20 protein-coding genes and 1 tRNA gene are annotated in these 16,344 nt (G+C 73.0%); 13 read left to right on the top strand and 8 right to left on the bottom strand.

Annotated elements, in window-relative coordinates:
- The first annotated feature begins 19 nt into the window (after window positions 1-19).
- Window positions 20-757, top strand: coding sequence for a Tellurium resistance (locus ACF08F_RS06005; protein ID WP_392297260.1), 738 nt, complete (start codon window positions 20-22; stop codon window positions 755-757).
- Between the two features lie 94 nt (window positions 758-851).
- Here the strand turns inward: ACF08F_RS06005 and ACF08F_RS06000 are convergent, their stop codons facing one another.
- On the bottom strand, window positions 852-1,736 hold the full coding sequence (locus ACF08F_RS06000; protein WP_392297259.1) for a TerD family protein: 885 nt from the start codon (window positions 1,734-1,736) through the stop codon (window positions 852-854).
- Window positions 1,737-1,913: 177 nt separating this feature from the next.
- Between ACF08F_RS06000 and ACF08F_RS05995 the strand changes: the two genes are divergently transcribed.
- The 3 genes from ACF08F_RS05995 to ACF08F_RS05985 are packed head-to-tail and all read left to right on the top strand — an operon-like array spanning window position 1,914 to window position 6,517.
- Window positions 1,914-3,110 (top strand): HpcH/HpaI aldolase/citrate lyase family protein, encoded by a 1,197-nt coding sequence (locus ACF08F_RS05995; RefSeq protein WP_392297258.1) that lies wholly within the window; start codon window positions 1,914-1,916, stop codon window positions 3,108-3,110.
- Between the two features lie 18 nt (window positions 3,111-3,128).
- Window positions 3,129-5,693 (top strand): phosphoribosyltransferase, encoded by a 2,565-nt coding sequence (locus tag ACF08F_RS05990; protein ID WP_392297257.1) that lies wholly within the window; start codon window positions 3,129-3,131, stop codon window positions 5,691-5,693.
- The gene (locus ACF08F_RS05985) at window positions 5,690-6,517 is read left to right on the top strand and encodes an HAD family hydrolase (RefSeq protein ID WP_392297256.1); all 828 of its coding nucleotides are present in this window, start codon (window positions 5,690-5,692) and stop codon (window positions 6,515-6,517) included. Before ACF08F_RS05990 ends, ACF08F_RS05985 begins: the two co-directional genes overlap by 4 nt.
- A 56-nt stretch (window positions 6,518-6,573) precedes the next feature.
- Here ACF08F_RS05985 and ACF08F_RS05980 read toward each other — a convergent pair whose 3' ends face one another.
- The 3 genes from ACF08F_RS05980 to ACF08F_RS05970 form a co-directional block, all read right to left on the bottom strand.
- Entirely contained in the window at window positions 6,574-6,792 is a 219-nt protein-coding gene (locus ACF08F_RS05980; protein ID WP_392297255.1) for a zinc ribbon domain-containing protein, read from the bottom strand.
- A 207-nt stretch (window positions 6,793-6,999) separates the two neighbouring features.
- Entirely contained in the window at window positions 7,000-8,325 is a 1,326-nt protein-coding gene (locus ACF08F_RS05975; RefSeq protein WP_392297331.1) for a hypothetical protein, read from the bottom strand.
- Between the two features lie 129 nt (window positions 8,326-8,454).
- Window positions 8,455-9,213: a DUF4097 family beta strand repeat-containing protein gene (locus ACF08F_RS05970; RefSeq protein ID WP_392297254.1), complete on the bottom strand. Its 759-nt coding sequence runs from the start codon at window positions 9,211-9,213 to the stop codon at window positions 8,455-8,457.
- Window positions 9,214-9,379: 166 nt separating this feature from the next.
- Between ACF08F_RS05970 and ACF08F_RS05965 the strand changes: the two genes are divergently transcribed.
- Together ACF08F_RS05965 and ACF08F_RS05960 are read left to right on the top strand one after the other, a co-directional pair.
- Window positions 9,380-9,454: transfer RNA gene (locus tag ACF08F_RS05965), tRNA-Val, on the top strand.
- Between the two features lie 137 nt (window positions 9,455-9,591).
- A complete protein-coding gene (locus ACF08F_RS05960; protein ID WP_392297253.1) occupies window positions 9,592-10,011 on the top strand; it encodes a DUF6578 domain-containing protein in 420 nt (139 codons plus the stop codon).
- 43 nt (window positions 10,012-10,054) lie between these two features.
- Here ACF08F_RS05960 and ACF08F_RS05955 read toward each other — a convergent pair whose 3' ends face one another.
- Window positions 10,055-10,414 (bottom strand): winged helix-turn-helix transcriptional regulator, encoded by a 360-nt coding sequence (locus ACF08F_RS05955; protein ID WP_392297252.1) that lies wholly within the window; start codon window positions 10,412-10,414, stop codon window positions 10,055-10,057.
- A 76-nt stretch (window positions 10,415-10,490) separates the two neighbouring features.
- Here ACF08F_RS05955 and ACF08F_RS05950 point away from each other — a divergent pair, with 76 nt between their 5' ends.
- The 4 genes from ACF08F_RS05950 (at window position 10,491) to ACF08F_RS05935 (ending at window position 12,603) form a co-directional block, all read left to right on the top strand.
- On the top strand, window positions 10,491-11,150 hold the full coding sequence (locus ACF08F_RS05950) for an NADPH-dependent F420 reductase (protein ID WP_392297330.1): 660 nt from the start codon (window positions 10,491-10,493) through the stop codon (window positions 11,148-11,150).
- Between the two features lie 104 nt (window positions 11,151-11,254).
- Window positions 11,255-11,779 (top strand): flavoprotein, encoded by a 525-nt coding sequence (locus ACF08F_RS05945; RefSeq protein ID WP_392297251.1) that lies wholly within the window; start codon window positions 11,255-11,257, stop codon window positions 11,777-11,779.
- Window positions 11,780-11,841: 62 nt separating this feature from the next.
- A complete protein-coding gene (locus ACF08F_RS05940; protein WP_392297250.1) occupies window positions 11,842-12,012 on the top strand; it encodes a hypothetical protein in 171 nt (56 codons plus the stop codon).
- A gap of 57 nt (window positions 12,013-12,069) precedes the next feature.
- Window positions 12,070-12,603 carry a DUF4231 domain-containing protein gene (locus ACF08F_RS05935; protein ID WP_392297249.1) on the top strand — a complete coding sequence of 178 codons (534 nt, stop codon included), beginning with the start codon at window positions 12,070-12,072 and terminating at the stop codon, window positions 12,601-12,603.
- A 106-nt stretch (window positions 12,604-12,709) separates the two neighbouring features.
- On the opposite strand, the gene ACF08F_RS05930 is transcribed toward ACF08F_RS05935, so the two are convergent.
- A complete protein-coding gene (locus ACF08F_RS05930) occupies window positions 12,710-13,159 on the bottom strand; it encodes a lamin tail domain-containing protein (RefSeq protein WP_392297248.1) in 450 nt (149 codons plus the stop codon).
- A 144-nt stretch (window positions 13,160-13,303) separates the two neighbouring features.
- On the opposite strand from ACF08F_RS05930, the gene ACF08F_RS05925 reads away from it, so the two are divergent.
- On the top strand, window positions 13,304-14,113 hold the full coding sequence (locus tag ACF08F_RS05925) for an MBL fold metallo-hydrolase (protein ID WP_392297247.1): 810 nt from the start codon (window positions 13,304-13,306) through the stop codon (window positions 14,111-14,113).
- On the opposite strand, the gene ACF08F_RS05920 is transcribed toward ACF08F_RS05925, so the two are convergent.
- On the bottom strand, window positions 14,055-14,813 hold the full coding sequence (locus ACF08F_RS05920) for a GntR family transcriptional regulator (protein ID WP_392297246.1): 759 nt from the start codon (window positions 14,811-14,813) through the stop codon (window positions 14,055-14,057). The genes ACF08F_RS05925 and ACF08F_RS05920 overlap by 59 nt on opposite strands.
- Before the next feature lie 186 nt (window positions 14,814-14,999).
- Here ACF08F_RS05920 and ACF08F_RS05915 point away from each other — a divergent pair, with 186 nt between their 5' ends.
- Both ACF08F_RS05915 and ACF08F_RS05910 read left to right on the top strand, forming a co-directional pair.
- On the top strand, window positions 15,000-15,224 hold the full coding sequence (locus tag ACF08F_RS05915) for a hypothetical protein (RefSeq protein ID WP_392297245.1): 225 nt from the start codon (window positions 15,000-15,002) through the stop codon (window positions 15,222-15,224).
- Between the two features lie 218 nt (window positions 15,225-15,442).
- On the top strand, window positions 15,443-15,703 hold the full coding sequence (locus ACF08F_RS05910) for a DUF2277 domain-containing protein (protein WP_392297244.1): 261 nt from the start codon (window positions 15,443-15,445) through the stop codon (window positions 15,701-15,703).
- Here ACF08F_RS05910 and ACF08F_RS05905 read toward each other — a convergent pair.
- Window positions 15,663-16,286: a DedA family protein gene (locus ACF08F_RS05905; RefSeq protein WP_189504777.1), complete on the bottom strand. Its 624-nt coding sequence runs from the start codon at window positions 16,284-16,286 to the stop codon at window positions 15,663-15,665. The genes ACF08F_RS05910 and ACF08F_RS05905 overlap by 41 nt on opposite strands.
- Window positions 16,287-16,344 lie beyond the last annotated feature (58 nt).

Genomic DNA, 16,344 nt, shown 5'->3' with positions numbered 1-16,344 from the left:
AGTGGGGGGTGAAGGCGTCATGGCCTTCTGGGACAACCTTTTTCCGGGGCGGGCGGCACAGTTCGACATGGGCGGCGCCGCGTCGAACACGATCGACCTGACGAAGCGGCGCCCGTCGGTCTCGCTCACCAAGCAGGGCGCCGCCACCGGCAACCTCCGGGTGAACCTCTCCTGGCGGATGCGGACCTCCGACCTCGAAGGCCGCTCCCGGCAGAGCGGCCGCCTGCTGCGCAACCCCTCGCAGCTCTTCAAGCCCGAGGTCGTCCAGGCCCACACCCAGGGCATGGTCAACGTCGACCTGGACCTCGGCTGTCTCTACGAGCTCGCCGACGGCAGCAAGGGCGTGGTGCAGCCCCTCGGCGGCTTCTTCGGCGACCTCAACGGCGCCCCGTACGTCAAGCTCAGCGGCGACGACCGCTTCGGAGGCTCCTCCGGAGAGACGATCTTCATCAATCTGGACCACAAGGACGAGATCAAGCGACTGCTCTTCTTCGTCTACATCTACGACCAGACGCCGGCCTTCGACCGCACCCACGCCAAGATCACGCTCTACCCGAGCAACGGCCCCCGCATCGAGATCGACCTCGACGAGCGGGCCCCGCAGGCCCGCTCCTGCGCGGTCTTCTCGGTGGACAACACCAAGGGCGAACTGACCGTCCGCCGCGAGGTGCGGTTCGTCTACGGGTTCCAGGCCGAGCTGGACCGCCTGTACGGCTGGGGACTCCAGTGGGGGCGCGGCTACAAGACAAAGGCGTGACGTGCGCCTCCGGGCCGCGGGGCGCGCCTCGGCCCCAGGGCGCTCCCGGCTTCCGGAGCGCCGCACGGAGCGCCGCACGGAGCGCCCCCCGGACTCAGGACCTGACGAACTGGGGGCCCATCGGGGGCATCCGGAACTCCGGGGCCGCGTGCGGGTCCGGCCGCTGGACGGGCTGCGGGTAGCCGTACGCGGGAGCAGGGGCGTTCGCCGGCGGTCCCTCCGGAGGGGTCCCCTGCGGGTACCCGTACGAGGGCGCCCGGTCCGGCATGGGCGGTACCGTCGGCTGCGGCGGTACAGGGGTGTGGACCACCGTCGCGTCGAGGTCCGGGGAACCGGCCGGGAGACCCGGGGCGCCGGCCGCGCCGTCCTGGGACTCGGGGAGGTCCTGAGCGCCCTGAGCGGCCTCCTGGGCCGCCTCCTGGGCGTCCTCGTCGACCGAGATGCCGAAGTCCGTGGCGAGGCCGACGAGCCCCGTCGGATAGCCCTGCCCCACCGCGCGGAACTTCCAGCCGTCCCCGCGCCGGTACAGCTCGCCGCAGATGACCGCCGTCTCCTCGCCGGTCTCCGCCGTCACGTCGAACAGCGCCAGCGGCTCACGGTCCGGTCCGGCCGTCGCGTCGTACAGCAGGATCCGCAGGTCCGAGACGGAGCGGAAGGTGCCGCCGTCGGAGGAGGCCGCGACGACCACCCGGTCGACCGAGGCCTCCAGGCTGCCCAGATCGGCCTCCACGGTGTCCGTCAGGCCCTGGGCCACCCGCTTCTTCGGCAGCCGCCGCACGCACCCCGAGGGATGGCGCGGCTGGTTGTAGAAGACGAAGTCCTCGTCGGACCGCACGCGCCCGTCGGCGCCCAGGACCAGGGCCGAGGCGTCCACGTCGGGGACCCCGGGGCCCGGGGTCCAGCAGAGCACGGCCCGTACGGCCGCGGTGTCGAGAGGGACGTTGGAGCCCTTCAGCATCGCGTGCGTCATGACCGTCATCCTGCCCTCCCGCCCGACCGGTGGACAACGCGGGGGCGTCACCGATACCGGGACGAGATGACTGATGCTGACGAGTTACCTGAATTTCATGCCGGAAGGGAACTACGGACACCCGCACCTACGTACTATTACCGGCCACATGTCGTCAGGGCCAGGAGAGGCAGACGGGGGACTTAGATGCGTCATTTCGGGCACATCCCGTCCGCAACGCGGAGCGGGTTGTTCCACAGCGAGCCGGCCGACTTCACGGCCGACTCGCCCGCGCGCACGCTCGCCGTGGCCCTCGGTGCCACGCTCTACAGCCCGGCCACCCGGCCGCGGCTGGCCGACGACATCCGCAAACAGGCGGCGCGCGGAGTGGTCTCCATGGTGCTCTGCCTGGAGGACTCCATCAGCGACGCCGACGTCGAGGCGGGCGAGAGCAACCTCGTCCGGCAGTTCGCCGACCTCGCGGCCGGAGCCGAGGCCCAGGACCGGACGGACACCGGGACCGTCGTCGACGTACCCCTCCTCTTCATTCGCGTTCGTGATCCGCGCCAGATCACCGACCTCGTCGCCCGACTGGGCGAGACGGTCCGCCTGCTGTCCGGATTCGTACTGCCCAAGTTCACCGAGACGCGCGGCCGCGCCTTCCTCGAAGCACTCGCCCAGGCCGAGCGGACCTGCGGCAGGCGCCTCTTCGCCATGCCCGTCCTGGAGTCCCCCGAGCTCCTCCACCTGGAGACCCGGGCCGAGACCCTCGCCGGCATCGCCTCGATCACCGACAAGTACCGGGACCGCGTCCTCGCCCTGCGCCTCGGCGTCACCGACTTCTGCTCCGCCTACGGCCTGCGCCGCTCGCCCGACATGACCGCCTACGACGTCAAGATCGTCGCCAACGTCATCGCCGACGTCGTCAACGTCCTCGGCCGCTCCGACGGCACCGGCTTCACCGTCACCGGGCCCGTCTGGGAGTACTTCCGCCCCGGCGAGCGCATGTTCAAGCCGCAGCTGCGCCGCAGCCCCTTCCTGGAGGGCCGCGCCGAGGACCTGCGCACCGCGCTCATCGAGCATGACCTCGACGGACTGCTGCGCGAGATCGAGCTGGACCGCGCGAACGGCCTCCTCGGCAAGACCTGCATCCACCCCACCCACGTGGTGCCGGTGCACGCGCTCTCCGTGGTCAGCCACGAGGAGTGGAGCGACGCCCAGGACATCCTGCGGCCCGAACAGGGCGGCGGCGGGGTGCTGCGCTCCGCGTACACGAACAAGATGAACGAAGTGAAGCCGCATCGCGCGTGGGCCGAGCGCATCCTGCTGCGCGCCGAGGTCTTCGGCGTCGCGCGGGAGGACGTCGGCTTCGTGGATCTGCTCACCGCCGGACTGGCCGGCTGACGAAGGGACGTCGACGACGTGGTGTGGACCGGAACGTGGGTCGCGGAGCGACTGGGCGTCGAATTGATCGGCGGCGAGGAGCTACCGGCCCTGTTGGGCCTCGCACTGCGCCGTAACCCCAAGCGGGCGCACCTGCTCGTCTCCAGCGTGCTCGGCAAGCACGTGCCGCAGCGGCCCTCCGTCGTGTACGGCTCCGGCCTCGGCCTCGGCGTCCGCGTCCGCGAGCTCCTCGGCGACGAGGAGGCGGCGCGCTCGGTCGTCCTCGGCTACGCGGAGACCGCCACCGCCCTGGGCCACGCCGTCGCCGACGGCCTCGGCCTCGCCCCGTACCTCCACTCCACCCGGCGGCCGGTGGCCGGGGTCGCCCGCGCGGGCGGCTTCGAGGAGTCCCACTCGCACGCGACCTCGCACCTCCTGCTGCCCGAGGACCCCGCGCTCCTCGCCGGCGGCGGGCCGCTGGTCCTCGTCGACGACGAGTTCTCCACCGGCAACACCGTCCTCAACACGATCAGGGACCTGCACGCCCGCTACCCGCGCGAGCGGTACGTCGTCGTGGCCCTCGTCGACATGCGCTCCGGCGCCGACCTCGGCCGCCTGGACGCCTTCGCTGAGGAGATCGGCGCCCGCGTCGACCTGATCGCCGCCGCCGCCGGGACCGTACGCCTCCCGGACGGCGTCCTGGAGAAGGGCCGGGCCCTGGTGGAGCGGCACGAGACCGCGCACCGCGCCGCCGCGCCCGCCGGCGGCACGCCGCCGCCCGTACGCATACCGCTCGACTGGCCCGAGGGCCTGCCCGACGGCGGCCGGCACGGCTTCACGCCCGAGCACCGGGAACACCTGGAGAAGGCCCTGCCGGCCCTGGCGGCCAGGATCGAGGAGGCCCTGCACCCGGCCACGGGCACGGAGAGCGGCCCCGCGGCGGTGTCCGGCCCCGCGGCCGGGACTCCCGGGCAGCAGCCCGGCATCCTCGTCCTCGGCTTCGAGGAGCTGATGTACGCGCCGCTGCGCCTCGCCGGCGCCCTCGAGGACGCCGGACACGACGTCCGCTACTCCACCACCACCCGCTCGCCCGTCCTCGCGGTCGACGACCCCGGGTACGCGATACGCACCCGGCTCGTCTTCCCGGCCCACGACGACCCGGCCGACGGCCCCGGCGAGCGCTACGCGTACAACGTGGCGGGCGCGGGCTTCGACACCGTCGTCCTCGTCGTCGACTCCGCCGCCGACACCCCGGAACTGCACGCCCCGGACGGCCTGCTCGCCCAGCTCGCCGCACACGTCCCGCGCGTCCTGCTCGCGGTAGTCCCGGCGTACGAGCCGCCCACGGCCTCCGTCGCGACGCCCGCCACCACGGACGAGCCGCCCGCCGCCTCGTCCACGCTCACGCCCACGGTCTCCGAAGCTCCCGAAAGGAGCTCCATGCTGCCCGAGCCCCTCCGCGGCCCCGCCTTCTCCTCGTACGCGCCCGAGGAGGTCGGCTGGCTGCTCCAGGACCTCTCGGGCGTCGAGCTGGAGGCGCCCACCGAGGAACGCGAGGAAGCCATCCAGAGCGGCGGCGCGCACTACGCCGAATCGCTCCCCGTCGAGTACCAGCCCAGCGCCCGCTACCAGGAGCTCTTCCACTCCGCCCTGGAGAGCTCCGCCGCCCGGATGGCCCGCGCGGTCGGCACCGTCACCGAGACCGTCCTCGCCGAGAAGCCGGGCCGCGCCCCCGTCCTGGTCTCGCTCGCCCGGGCCGGCACCCCCGTCGGCGTCCTCATGCGCCGCTGGGCGCAGGCCCGCCACGGCCTCGACCTCCCGCACTACGCCGTCTCCATCGTGCGAGGCCGCGGCATCGACGCCAACGCACTGCGCTGGCTCGCCGCCCACCACGACCCCGCCGACGTCGTGTTCGTCGACGGCTGGACCGGCAAGGGCGCCATCACCCGTGAACTCGCCGAAGCGATAAAGGAGTTCGAGACGGCCGAGGGGATATCGGGCTTCGACCCGGAGATCGCCGTCCTCGCCGACCCCGGCGCCTGCGTCCGCACCTACGGCACCCGCGAGGACTTCCTCATCCCCTCCGCCTGCCTCAACTCCACGGTCTCCGGCCTGATATCCCGCACCGTGCTCCGCTCCGACCTCGTCGGACCGAACGACTTCCACGGCGCCAAGTTCTACCGGGAACTGGCCGGTTCGGACGTCTCCGGCGCCTTCCTCGACGCCGTCGCCGCCCGCTTCGACGAGGTCGCCGAGACCGTCGACGTGGACGTCAAGGAACTCCTCGCCGCCGACCGCACCCCCACCTGGGAGGGCTGGGCCGCCGTCGAGCGGATCAGCGAGGAGTACGGCATCCACGACGTGAACCTGGTCAAGCCCGGGGTCGGCGAGACCACCCGCGTCCTGCTGCGCCGCGTCCCCTGGAAGATCCTGGCCAAGCGGGGCGCCGAGGCCGACCTCGCGCACGTCCGCCTGCTCGCCGAGCAGCGCGGGGTGCCCGTCGAGTTCGTCGACGAACTCCCGTACAGCTGCGTCGGCCTGATCCACCCTCAGTACACGAGGGGTGCGACGGGCGCCGACGGCAAGGCGGTGGTGTCCCAGTGAGCACGCCACTGACCACGACCCTGGTCGCGAGCGACCTCGATCGCACCCTCATCTACTCGAGCGCGGCCCTCGCCCTCGGCATGCCCGACGCCCAGGCGCCCCGGCTCCTCTGCGTCGAGGTCCACGAGTCCAGGCCGCTCTCCTACATGACGGAGGACGCCGCCGGCCTCCTTGAGCGACTGGCCGCCGAGACCGTCTTCGTACCCACCACGACACGGACCCGCAAGCAGTACCAGCGCATCCAACTCCCGGGCGCCACACCGAAGTACGCGATCTGCGCGAACGGCGGGCACATCCTCGTCGACGGCGTCTCCGACCGCGAGTGGCACGCGAAGGTGGTGACCCGGCTGGCCGAGGAGTGCGCGCCGCTCTCCGAGATCCGCGCCTACCTCACCGCCACCACGGACCTGTCGTGGGTCCGCAAGCACCGGGTGGCCGAGGACCTCTTCGCCTACCTGGTCGTCGAGCGCGAGCGGCTCCCCGAGGACTGGCTGGCCCGCTTCGGCGAGTGGGCGGGGGAGCGCGGCTGGACCGTCTCGCTCCAGGGCCGCAAGGTGTACGCGGTACCGAAGCCGCTCACCAAGAGCGCGGCCGTCCGCGAGGTCGCCCGCCGCATCGGCGCCACACTCACCCTCGCGGCGGGGGACTCGCTCCTCGACGCCGACCTGCTGATGGCCGCGGACCGGGCCTGGCGCCCCGGCCACGGCGAACTCGCCGAGACCGAGTGGACCGCGCCCCATCTCGACGTCCTCGCGGAACGCGGCGTCGCGGCGGGGGAGGAGATCCTCCGCCGCTTCCGCGCGGCCGCGGCGCCGGGGCAGTAGCTACGACGCCGGGGAAGTAGCCACGACGCCGGGGAAGCAGGGGCGCGCCGCCCCGCTCAGCCGCAGCAGCCCCCACCACAGCAGCCACCGCCGCCGCCACCGCCCTGAGCGGGGGCGGCGGCGCTGCTGCTGCCGCCGACGGCCACGGCCGAGAGCAGCTTCACGGTGTCGTCGTGCCCGGCGGGGCAGGAGGCAGGGGCGGAGGACTCGGCCATGGGACGGCTGAGCTCGAAGGTGTCGCCGCAGGTGCGGCAGCGGTATTCGTAACGAGGCATGGGAACAGGCTAACGGCGACGGGCCGCGGAGGGCAGGGCAGGAAGGGGCCCTCGACGAGCACGCGACGAGGAGCGAGAACGAGGCGCTCCACGACGAGCGAGACGAGGAGCGAGAACGAGGCGCTCCACGACGAGCGAGACGAGGACAGGACGAGCCCCCTCCCCCTCAGTCCCCCTCCCCGTCTCTCCTTCCCGCCGCCTTCTGACTCAATGCCCGGCGGCGGCGGTGCCCCGGTCCTCGCGGATCTGCTCGACGACCCGGGCGGCGTCGGTGCGGACGCCCTCCAGCTCGGTCAGGAAGTGCCAGTAGTCCGGGTGGCGGCCCTCCAGGGAGCCGACGGCCCGGTCGAGCCGGGCGACGGCCTCGTCGAGGGGCCGGGCATGACGGGGGTCGGGCGTGTTCCGCCCGGCCATCGCCAGCCGCTGGGCGTCCCGGACCGCGAAGCGGGTGCGGTCGACGTCCGCCGACGGGTCCTTCGCGACGGCGTCCAGACGGCGCAGCCGCTCACCGGCGGCTGAGACGGCCTCGTCGGTCGAGTCGAGGAGGGCGCGGACGGTGGAGAGCCGGGAGGTCGCGTCGGGCCACTGCTGCTCGGCGCGGGCCTTCGCGGCCTCGGCGAGCCGCTCCTCGGCCTGCCGGAGCGTGCCGGCGGCCTGCTCGGGCACGTGCTGGAGGTCCTGCCAGCAGGCCGCGGAGAACCGCCGCCGCAGCTCCGAGAGGACCGGCTCGACGCCCTCGGCGCGGGTGGTCAGCGCCTCGGTGCGGGTGCGGAGGGAGACGAGCCGCCGGTCGATCTCGGCGGCGCGCTGGGGGAGCCGCTCGGCCTCGGCGCGTACGGCCTCGGCGTCACGCAGGACGCGGTCGGCGCGCTGGAGGGTCTCGGGGACGCCGTGGCGTCCGGCGCCTTCGTTGAGCCGGGTCAGTTCGGGGCCGAGCTGGGCGAGCCGGAGGGCGAGGTCGTCGGCGCGCAGCCCCCCGTCCCGTACGGCGTCAAGGGCGGCGCTCGCGCCGCGCAGCGCCTGGCGGGCCCGCTCGACGGCGGGGACGAGCCGGGCGAGCTGGGTCTCGGCGCGGTCGAGGAGCGGCCCGAGGCCCTCCTCGAACCGGTCGAGCTCGCCCTTCACCCGGTCCAGCTCGTCCTTGGCGCGGGACAGCTCCGCGCGGGCGCGGTTCGCGGTGGCCGCGTCGAGCTCGTCGCGGTCGAGTTCGTGGGCGTCGACGGCGGTGATGTAGCCGTGGCTGACCTCGTCGATCCGGCGCCCGAGGGCCTCGAACCCCTCGACGGCGCGGCGGGCGTCCGGGGAGCTGTCGGCGGCGGTGATCGTCTCGATGGAGATCCGCAGTCCGCGCTGGGCGGTGTCGAGCTCGTAGAAGGCAGCGGCGGCGGCGTCCTTGGCGGCCTGGGCCTCGGCCCGCTGGCTCTCCCCGCGCCCGCCGAACCAGCGGCGCGTACCGCCGCCAGCGAAGGCCTGCGGGAGCAGCGCCCCGACCAGCAACGGCAGCGCGAGGGCCAGCCGGAACGTGGACGGAATCCTGGGCGCCGCACAGCCCCCAGGGGGTGTCCTGCCGTCGCTAGCCGCCACGTACCTCTCCCCGTGCTGTGTCCGCCGTCACCGGTCCGGTTCATTCTCCCACCCGGTAAGGACGAACACACGGGCCGATCAGTTCGCCGTTCGGACGGAGATGTCACCGTCGTCGGTGCGGACGCTCAGGGAGTGCTCGGCGCCGACGCGGCGGGGGACGTCGAGGCTGACGTCGCCGTCGCCGGTGGTGGCGGTGGCGTCGTACTGGGCGGTGGGCACGGTGACGGAGACGTCGCCGTCCCGGGTGACGACGCCGAGGCTGCGGGGCACGGACCCGAGGGTGACCTGCACGTCGCCGTCGTCGGAACGGGCGAGGACGTTCGGTGCGCGGGTGCCGCCCTCGATCTCCAGGTCGCCGTCCTTGCTGCCGAGATCGAGGTCCCCGGTGCTCCCGGTGACCCGGACGTCACCGTCGTCGGACCGGACCTTGAGGGGCGTGGCGAAGCCCTCGGCCGAGATGTCGCCGTCCTTGTTCTCGACGCTGACGACGACGTCACGCGGGACCTTGACGCGGTGCACGGCGGCGCAGTTGGAGGCGACGGCATCGCAGTCAACCCGCAGGGTGAGCCGCCCGCCCTCCAGCTTCCAGCTGGTGTCGGGCCCCGACCCCATGAACACCCATCCGTCGACCTGCCGCTCGACGAGGACGTCGTCGACGTCGGCGGGCACGAGGACGAGGTCGGAGTCGTCGGTGTCCACGACGAGGCTGTCGCCGTCGAACGCGAAGGTCTTCTTCTCGACCGGCGCCTCCCCGGCGTCGGCGGTCCCGCAGGCGCTGAGCGCGAACAGAGCGACGAGGACCCCGCCGGCGGCGAGGAGCGGGTGGCGTGCGTTCATGGCGTTCTCGATCCCCCAGAGGAAAGTGTCGTCACCCCGAAGGTACGAGCCCCGCACCCCCCGTCACGATCCGGCGACCCACCGTCCCCGGGGTAGGGCTACCCCCCTGCACCCCCTGCGGATTCGGCCCCCACCCGTCGGCCATGTACGCTGTTGTCTCTTCCACGGGTGCGTAGCTCAGGGGTAGAGCGCTGCTCTTACAAAGCAGATGTCGGCGGTTCGAAACCGTCCGCGCCCACCAGTGCAAAGGCCCCTCGCCGATCATGGCGAGGGGCCTTTGGCGTCTGCTTCGCTGGCCGCCGGGCGGACGGGTGGTGCGCGGCCCCGAGGTCCCCGCCGTCGAGGCGGTGATCGCCGGGCTCGGCGGACAATGGCGGCATGACGTTGACGATCTGGGTCGATGACTGGCAGATGCAGTGCTGCGGAGAGAGCGTCGCGCCAGGGGATGTCGTCTCGTGGACCCTGCTGGAGGTCGATCCGGAGGACTACGCCGACCTCGTCGGTGGCGAACGTGCGGAGGGGATCGACTTCCGCGAGGAGCACCACGGCCAGGGGGAGGGGCGCGCACCCACCTCGGTGGAGGTGGTGTCGGTCGTCGAGGTGCACTGCCGTTACGGGGTGCCTCCGGGAGCCACGAGCCGGGTGAACCACCCCGTTCCGGGCACGACCGTGCTGGTTCCGGTCGAGGAGGCGGACGGGTGGGCGAAGGCCAGGCCTGATGTGCGCTTCGCGGGTTACCTGGTGACCGCCCGACCTGTCACCGACCCGCCGGAGGGTCCGGCTGCTCGCGGGCGATGAGGGAGTCGGCGGAGCGGCCGGTTCATGTGCCTGCTGCCCGGGTTCAGGGTCGGTCGGTCGCTCGGGACTGGGCGGTCATGACCTCGTCGCCGTGTTCGAAGGCCCATGCGCCGAGTGTGCCGATCGGGTCCAGCAGCGTGCGGCCCAGGGCGGTGAGTTCGTATTCGACGCGTGGTGGCGCTTCGGGGTGGGCGGTTCGGGTCACCAGGCCGTTGAACTCCAGGCGGCGCAGCGTCTCGGTCAGGACCTTGGGGCTGATGCCGCCGATGCGTGTCCGCAGTTCGCCGGGGCGCTTGGGGCCGTCGCGCAGGACCCAGATCAGTACGGGGTTCCACGTGTGGGAGAGGAGGTCGAAGGCGAGGCGGGCGCGGCAGTCGGCTACGAAGGCGTCGGTCGTCGTCACTTACCGAATGGTGCCTGACGGGTTTTCTAGTGTCGTGCCGAACGTGGTGGAAGCGGCTGAGGAGGGGGACTTGTCGGTGAAGATCGGTGTGCTGGGTACGGGGAACATGGCGGACGCCCTGGCGACGCAGTGGGTGCGGGCCGGGCACGAGGTGTTCTTCGGGGGACGGAGCGAGCGGAACGCCCGGCGGCTCGCGACGCGGGTCGGGGGCGGCGCGGGGTACGGCAGTCTGCGGGAGGCGGTCGCGTTCGGAGAGGTGGTGCTGGCAGCGCTGCCGTACGGCGTGGGAGCCGGCGTCGTCCGGGAGCATCGGTCGGCGCTGGCGGGGAAGGTCCTGCTCGACTGTGCCAACCCGGTCGGGCCCGGCTTCCGGCTGCTGACGGAGGGCGGTCCCTCGGCAGCGCAGCGGCTGGCCTCGGCCGCGCCGGGCGTGCACGTCGTCAAGGCGTTCAACCTCTGCCACGAGGACGTGTGGCGGATGACCCCGCCGGTCTTCGACGGGCAGCCTCTGAGCGTGCCGGTCTGCGGGGACGACGAGGCGGCACTCGCCCTGGTGCGCGAGCTCGTGCGGGACCTGGGCTGTGAGCCGGTGGCCGGGGGCGGGCTGGACCGCGCCGGACTGCTGGAGGCGACCGCCGCGCTGTTCATCGGACTGTGGGTGGGGGAGCAGGCGGACGTCCGGGCGATCGCGCCGCCGTTGGCCTTCGCGGAAGGTCCACGTGCCGGGAGCGCGTGAGTGGTCAGGGTGGCGTGGCGGGAGGTGTCGGTGCAGCTGAGGGGGCGGGTCGGGAGTCGAACGGTTGAGCCCGAGTCGCCGGCGGTTGCGTAGGGTCGGAGACCATGAGCACTCGGACCCTTTATCTGTTCGCCTCGGCGGCCCCGCCGCTCTTCGACGTCGCCCGTGTCATCGAGGGTGCGCAGGCCGACGGCTGGGACGTCTGCCTCGGGCTCACCCCGACGGCCGCGCGGTGGCTGGCCGAGTCCCTCGACGGTCTTGCCGTGCTCACCGGGAACCCGGTGCGCTGGGAGTACGGGCTGCCCGGGCAGCCGGATCTGTGGCCGGCCCCGGACGCGGTCCTCCTGGCGCCTGCCACCTTCAACACCGTGAACTCCTGGGCCCTCGGCCTCACGGGCACCTTCGTCGTCGGGGTCGTCGCGGAAGCGATCGGCAAGGGCGTCCCCACCGTGACCGTGCCGTGTGTGAACGAGGCCCTTGTCCGGCACCCGCAGTTCGAGCGGTCGGTCGAGACCCTTCGCGGTGCCGGGGTCGCGGTGCTCCACGGCGAGCCCGGTCAGGGCGAGGCGGCGGGCTTCCCCTGGCAGGAGGCCCTTGACGCGGTGGGGCGAGTCGGCGCGCGGGCCTGATGTCGGACCTGACGAAGTCTGTCCTTGTGTGCGTGTGAAGTCGGCGAGGGTGAGGCGGGGCTGTGCGCGAGTCGGACTGGGACGACGACAGCGGCTACCGGGCGGCTGTGCGGCGTACGCGGATCTTGATGGGGTTCGGTCTGGTCGTCGCGGTCGCCGTGATCGGGGCTGTGGTGGTGACCGCTCTCGGGGTGGCCCTCGTTCTGGGGTGGGCGGGGATCCTCGACCGGTAGGCGGGGCCCCGTGTCGGGAAGTTGACGTGGGGCTCGGCCGGCCGGTGTACTCCCCGCATGGTTGACGTGGGGGACGCGCCCGAATCCGTGGTGCAGGGCGGCGAGATGACGCCGCAGCGGTACATAGAGACCCGGCTCGCGCAGTACCAGGAGTGGTACGACGTCAAGGCCACCCGGATGAAGGCGATGCACCTGCGGATGCGGACCGTGTCCGTCGTCGGCGGGGCGCTCGTACCGGTGTTCGTGAATGTGGACCTGGCGTTCGCCCGGGTCACGGCCACCGTGCTGAGCGTGGTGGTCGTCGCCGCCGTGTCGCTGGAGAGCGTGTACCGGTACCGGGAGCAGTGGAAGAACTACCGGTCGACCGAGCAGCTCCTCGGGCACGAGCGGGTCTACTTCGAGACCAAGGTCGGGCCGTACCACGGTCTGTCGAAGCGCGAGGCCTTCTCCGCGCTCGTCGCCCGCGTCGAGCGGGCCATCGCCGGCGAGAACTCGGCGACCCTGAACGTGATGACGCTCGGCGGGCAGGTCAACGCCGACGTGCAGCAGCACGGCGTGCCGGCCGCCCGGCAGGAGCCGGAGGGTTCCTGAGACGGCCGGGTTCCTGGGGCGGTTGGGCCTGGGACGGTCGGGTTACCGAGACGGCCGAGGGCCCCGGGTTCGCCGGGGCCCTCGGTACGTCAGACGCGGTGCTGCGTCAGCACCACTTGTAGTCGACCCGCGTCGAGTTGTACGAGCAGCTGTCGACCCACGTGCCGTTCGCCTTGCGCAGCGTCGCCGTGTCCTTGTCGTTGTTCCAGACGTACCAGCCACGGTTCTGGTAGACGTTCGCGGACGTGTTCGTGCCGCGGCCCGTGCGGACCGTCACGATCTTGCCCTTGCCGAGGGTGAAGTTGCCGAAGGTGTACTTGTGGTTCGCGGCGTCCTTCAGCGTCCAGCCCCGCAGGTTCACCGCGGCGCCGGTCGTGTTGCGTATCTGCACGTACTCGGCGTTGAGGCTCGAGTTCGCGCCGCGGTCCGAGCCCGGGCTGTCGTAGTAGATCTTGTACAGGTGGACCGAGCCGGCGGCCTGGGCCGGCGAAGGCAGCAGCAGAACGCCGGAGGCGGCGGCCGCGGTCACAGCCGCGAGCGTGCGTGCACGAAGCATGAATGTCCCTCAGTTTCTGCCGGGCACCCGCCGATGGGGCCCGACGAGCACACAGGATACGCACGTCCTTCACTCCGTCAGCACATGTTCGGCCAAGGCGAGAAAGGCGAGGAAGGGCGGGGAAGGGCGGCCTAGGGTGTGGGCATGGGTGCTGAGGGTTTTCGGGTTGTCGTTCTCGGGTCCGCCACGCCCTTTCCCCGGCCCGGCAACCCCTGTTCCGGCCTCCTCGTCGAGGGCGGCGGAGTCCGCGTCTGGGTCGACGCCGGGACCGGGACCCTCGCCGAGCTCCAGCGGCACCTCGCACTCGGCGACATCGACGCCGTGTGGATCTCGCATCTCCACGCCGACCACAGCGCCGACCTGCTCACCGCCTACTACGCCCTCCTGTACGCCGGGCTCGACGTGTCCGTGCCGATGCCCCTCTTCGGGCCCGCCGGCATCGCCGACCGGCTCGCCGGGTTCCTGACCAACGGGCCCGAGCGCAGCCCCGTCGAGCGGGCCTTCGCCGTCGAGGAGCTGTACGACGGGCACGTCACCACCCTCGGCGGGCTCACCCTCCGGACGCGGGCCGTCGAGCACGCCGGCCCGGACGCCTTCGCCCTGCGCGTCGACAGCGAGGACGGACGCTCGTTCGTCTACTCCGGGGACTGCGAGCCCTGCCCCCCGCTCGTCGAACTCGCCCGGGGCTGCGACCTGTTCTTCTGCGAGGCCGACGGGGACGTGCCGGGCCACCACTCCGCCGCGCAGGCCGGGGAGAGCGCCGCCGCCGCCGGTGCCGGGCGGCTCGTCGTGACCCATGTCGGAGCGGGTGTCGAGCCCGGCGAGGCCGTCGCCCTCGCCGGGGCGGAGTTCTCCGGCCCCGTCGCCCACGCCGACCCCGGCGCGCGGTTCGAGGTCACGCGTCGAAGTCGTACTCCAGGACGTACGACGACGAGTCCAGCGTCATCTCGTTGAGCTCCACCGCCACCCCCGGCCCCGTGAAGGCCGTCCGCCCGATCAGGACGACCGGCGTCCCGAACTCCAGGGCGAGCCGGTCCGACTCGTCCGCCGTCGGCATCCGGCAGCGGATCTCCTCGCGGAAGCGCACCGGCCGGTGCCCCAGCTCGGTCAGCCGGGCGTAGGTGCCGCCCGGACCCGTGTCCCGCTCCGTGATCGCCGTCCCGCGCACCAGCTCCGCGGAGAGGTACGAGACCGAGAGCAGCACCGGCTTGGCGTCCAGGACGAAACGGCGGCTGCGGACGCAGACGGGCGCGCCCGGCGCCAGGTTCAGCGCCCCCGCGACCCGGGCGCCGGCCTCCGTCTCCGCCACCTCGATCTGGTCCACGACCAGCTCCCGGTCCTCCACGTCCGCCGACCAGACCGAGCGGCCGCTGCCCCAGCGCTCCCCGGCGAGGCGCGGGATGCCCCGGCGGCGCAGCGGGCGGAAGACCCGGACGAAGACCCCGGCGCCCTTGCGCGCCTCGGCGAGGCCCTCGTTGCGCAGCACGGAGAGGGCCTGGCGCGCCGTCATCCGGGCCACCTCGTAGGTCGACATGAGGTCGTTCTCGCCGGGGAGCCGGTCGCCCGGCGCGAAGTCCCCTGACTGGATCGCGGTTCTCAACTCGTCGGCGATGCGCTGGTACTTGGGCCGACGAGCGCTGTCCTGGTCAGTCACGGGTGGACCACTCCCTTCATCTGCGGGACACCCTAGGCGCACCCCCGGTCCGGGGTGCACACGTGTGCGCCGTCCCGCCGGGTCGATCCATCCATCGGGGGACATCTCTAGAGATACGTTGACAGGGCGAGGTGTCCCCGCTTCTCTGGTGGTCCCCAGCTTCAGGATTCGGGACGGAGGGGATGCGTGCAGCCACTGCCGGAGGTCGGTGACCTCGTCCGTGACACCGCCACCGGGCGGGTCGGTTTCTACGTGGGGAGCGCCTCCGGACGCTTCCGGATCCGGGCCGTCCACGGTGGCGCCGAGTGGGACGCCGAGCCCGCCGACGTCCAGCCCGCCACGCCCCTGCGCGAGCTGCGGGCCCGCGCGGCCGAGATCAACGCGCGTAGCCGACGCGGTCTCGGGGCGTGACGGAGCGGTTGGTGCCGGGGCCCGGGGTGGTGCTGTCTGTGGGGCCCGGGGCGGTGGTCGGTCGGGCCTGGCGCGGTCTGTCGGTGGGGCCCAGGGTGGGTGTCGGTGGCGCCTGGCGCGGTCTGTCGGTGGGGCCCAGGGTGGGTGTCGGTGGCGCCTGGCGCGGTCTGTCGGTGGGGCCCGGGGCGGTTGTCAGTGGGGCGCGCCACACTGGAGGCATGTGCCGCAGCATCAAGACGCTCCGACCGCCCGCGCTGCCCGAGGAGGCGACCGAGGAGGACTTCCGCGCCGCCGCCCTGCAGTACGTCCGCAAGGTCTCCGGCTTCCGCGCGCCCGCCGCCCACAACCGCGAGGTCTTCGACCGCGCCGTGGACGAGATCGCGGACGCGACCGCGAGACTCCTCGCCGGCCTGGAGGTGCGCGGGGCGCACCCCGCCGTCACGAGACCGGTGCGGGAGCCGCAGCCGGACGCCGTATGAGGTACGCGGCGAGGCCGCCCGCCAGGAAGAGCGCGAGGGTCGACACCCCCGCGCTGAACCAGGTCGCGCCCAGCCACTGCCCGCCCAGCCAGCCGAGGCCCACGCTGTAGGAGGCCCAGGTCACGCCCGCGAGCGCCGACCACGGCAGGAAGTCCTTGCTCCTCCGCTTCGCCGCGCCCGCGCCCAGGGAGACCACGGAGCGGCCCGCCGGGGCGAAGCGCGCGAGCACCACGAGCAGCCCGCCGCCCCGGGCCAGCGCGGTGCCGAGACGTTCCTGCGCCAGGGAGAGGCGCCGCGAGCGGGCGATCGCCCGGTCCAGCCTGGCCCCGCCCCGCCGGGCCAGGCGGTACGCCAGGAAGTCGCCGAGCACGGACGCGCTGGCCGCGCAGAGGAGCAGCGGGAGGACCGAGGGCACGTCGGGGGAGGCCGCGGTGGCCGTCGCCGCGGCCGTGGCGGCGGTGATCACCAGGAAGCCGCTCGGCAGCACGGGCAGGAAGACGTCGAGCAGGATCGACGCCGTCACCACCGGGTAGATCCACGGGCCGGCGGTCAGCGACCGCAGCGAGCCGAGGCTGTCGAGCAGATTCACAGGGCCAGAGCCTACGCGGCGGTGGGGGAGACCCCGCCGGGCGGGTACCGGG

Source organism: Streptomyces sp. NPDC015130 (assembly GCF_043080005.1).
In the GTDB taxonomy this organism is placed as follows: Bacteria; Actinomycetota; Actinomycetes; order Streptomycetales; family Streptomycetaceae; genus Streptomyces.
This window is presented reverse-complemented; position numbering and strand designations above follow the sequence as displayed.

What these genes read in the sequence shown, in the direction of transcription:
- ACF08F_RS06005 (WP_392297260.1), top strand. Translation starts at nt 20, where the DNA reads ATGGCCTTCTGGGACAACCTTTTTCCGGGGCGGGCGGCACAGTTCGAC.
- ACF08F_RS06000 (WP_392297259.1), bottom strand. Translation starts at nt 1,736, where the DNA reads ATGACGGTCATGACGCACGCGATGCTGAAGGGCTCCAACGTCCCTCTC.
- ACF08F_RS05995 (WP_392297258.1), top strand. Translation starts at nt 1,914, where the DNA reads ATGCGTCATTTCGGGCACATCCCGTCCGCAACGCGGAGCGGGTTGTTC.
- ACF08F_RS05980 (WP_392297255.1), bottom strand. Translation starts at nt 6,792, where the DNA reads ATGCCTCGTTACGAATACCGCTGCCGCACCTGCGGCGACACCTTCGAG.
- ACF08F_RS05970 (WP_392297254.1), bottom strand. Translation starts at nt 9,213, where the DNA reads ATGAACGCACGCCACCCGCTCCTCGCCGCCGGCGGGGTCCTCGTCGCT.
- ACF08F_RS05960 (WP_392297253.1), top strand. Translation starts at nt 9,592, where the DNA reads ATGACGTTGACGATCTGGGTCGATGACTGGCAGATGCAGTGCTGCGGA.
- ACF08F_RS05945 (WP_392297251.1), top strand. Translation starts at nt 11,255, where the DNA reads ATGAGCACTCGGACCCTTTATCTGTTCGCCTCGGCGGCCCCGCCGCTC.
- ACF08F_RS05935 (WP_392297249.1), top strand. Translation starts at nt 12,070, where the DNA reads ATGGTTGACGTGGGGGACGCGCCCGAATCCGTGGTGCAGGGCGGCGAG.
- ACF08F_RS05930 (WP_392297248.1), bottom strand. Translation starts at nt 13,159, where the DNA reads ATGCTTCGTGCACGCACGCTCGCGGCTGTGACCGCGGCCGCCGCCTCC.
- ACF08F_RS05925 (WP_392297247.1), top strand. Translation starts at nt 13,304, where the DNA reads ATGGGTGCTGAGGGTTTTCGGGTTGTCGTTCTCGGGTCCGCCACGCCC.
- ACF08F_RS05910 (WP_392297244.1), top strand. Translation starts at nt 15,443, where the DNA reads ATGTGCCGCAGCATCAAGACGCTCCGACCGCCCGCGCTGCCCGAGGAG.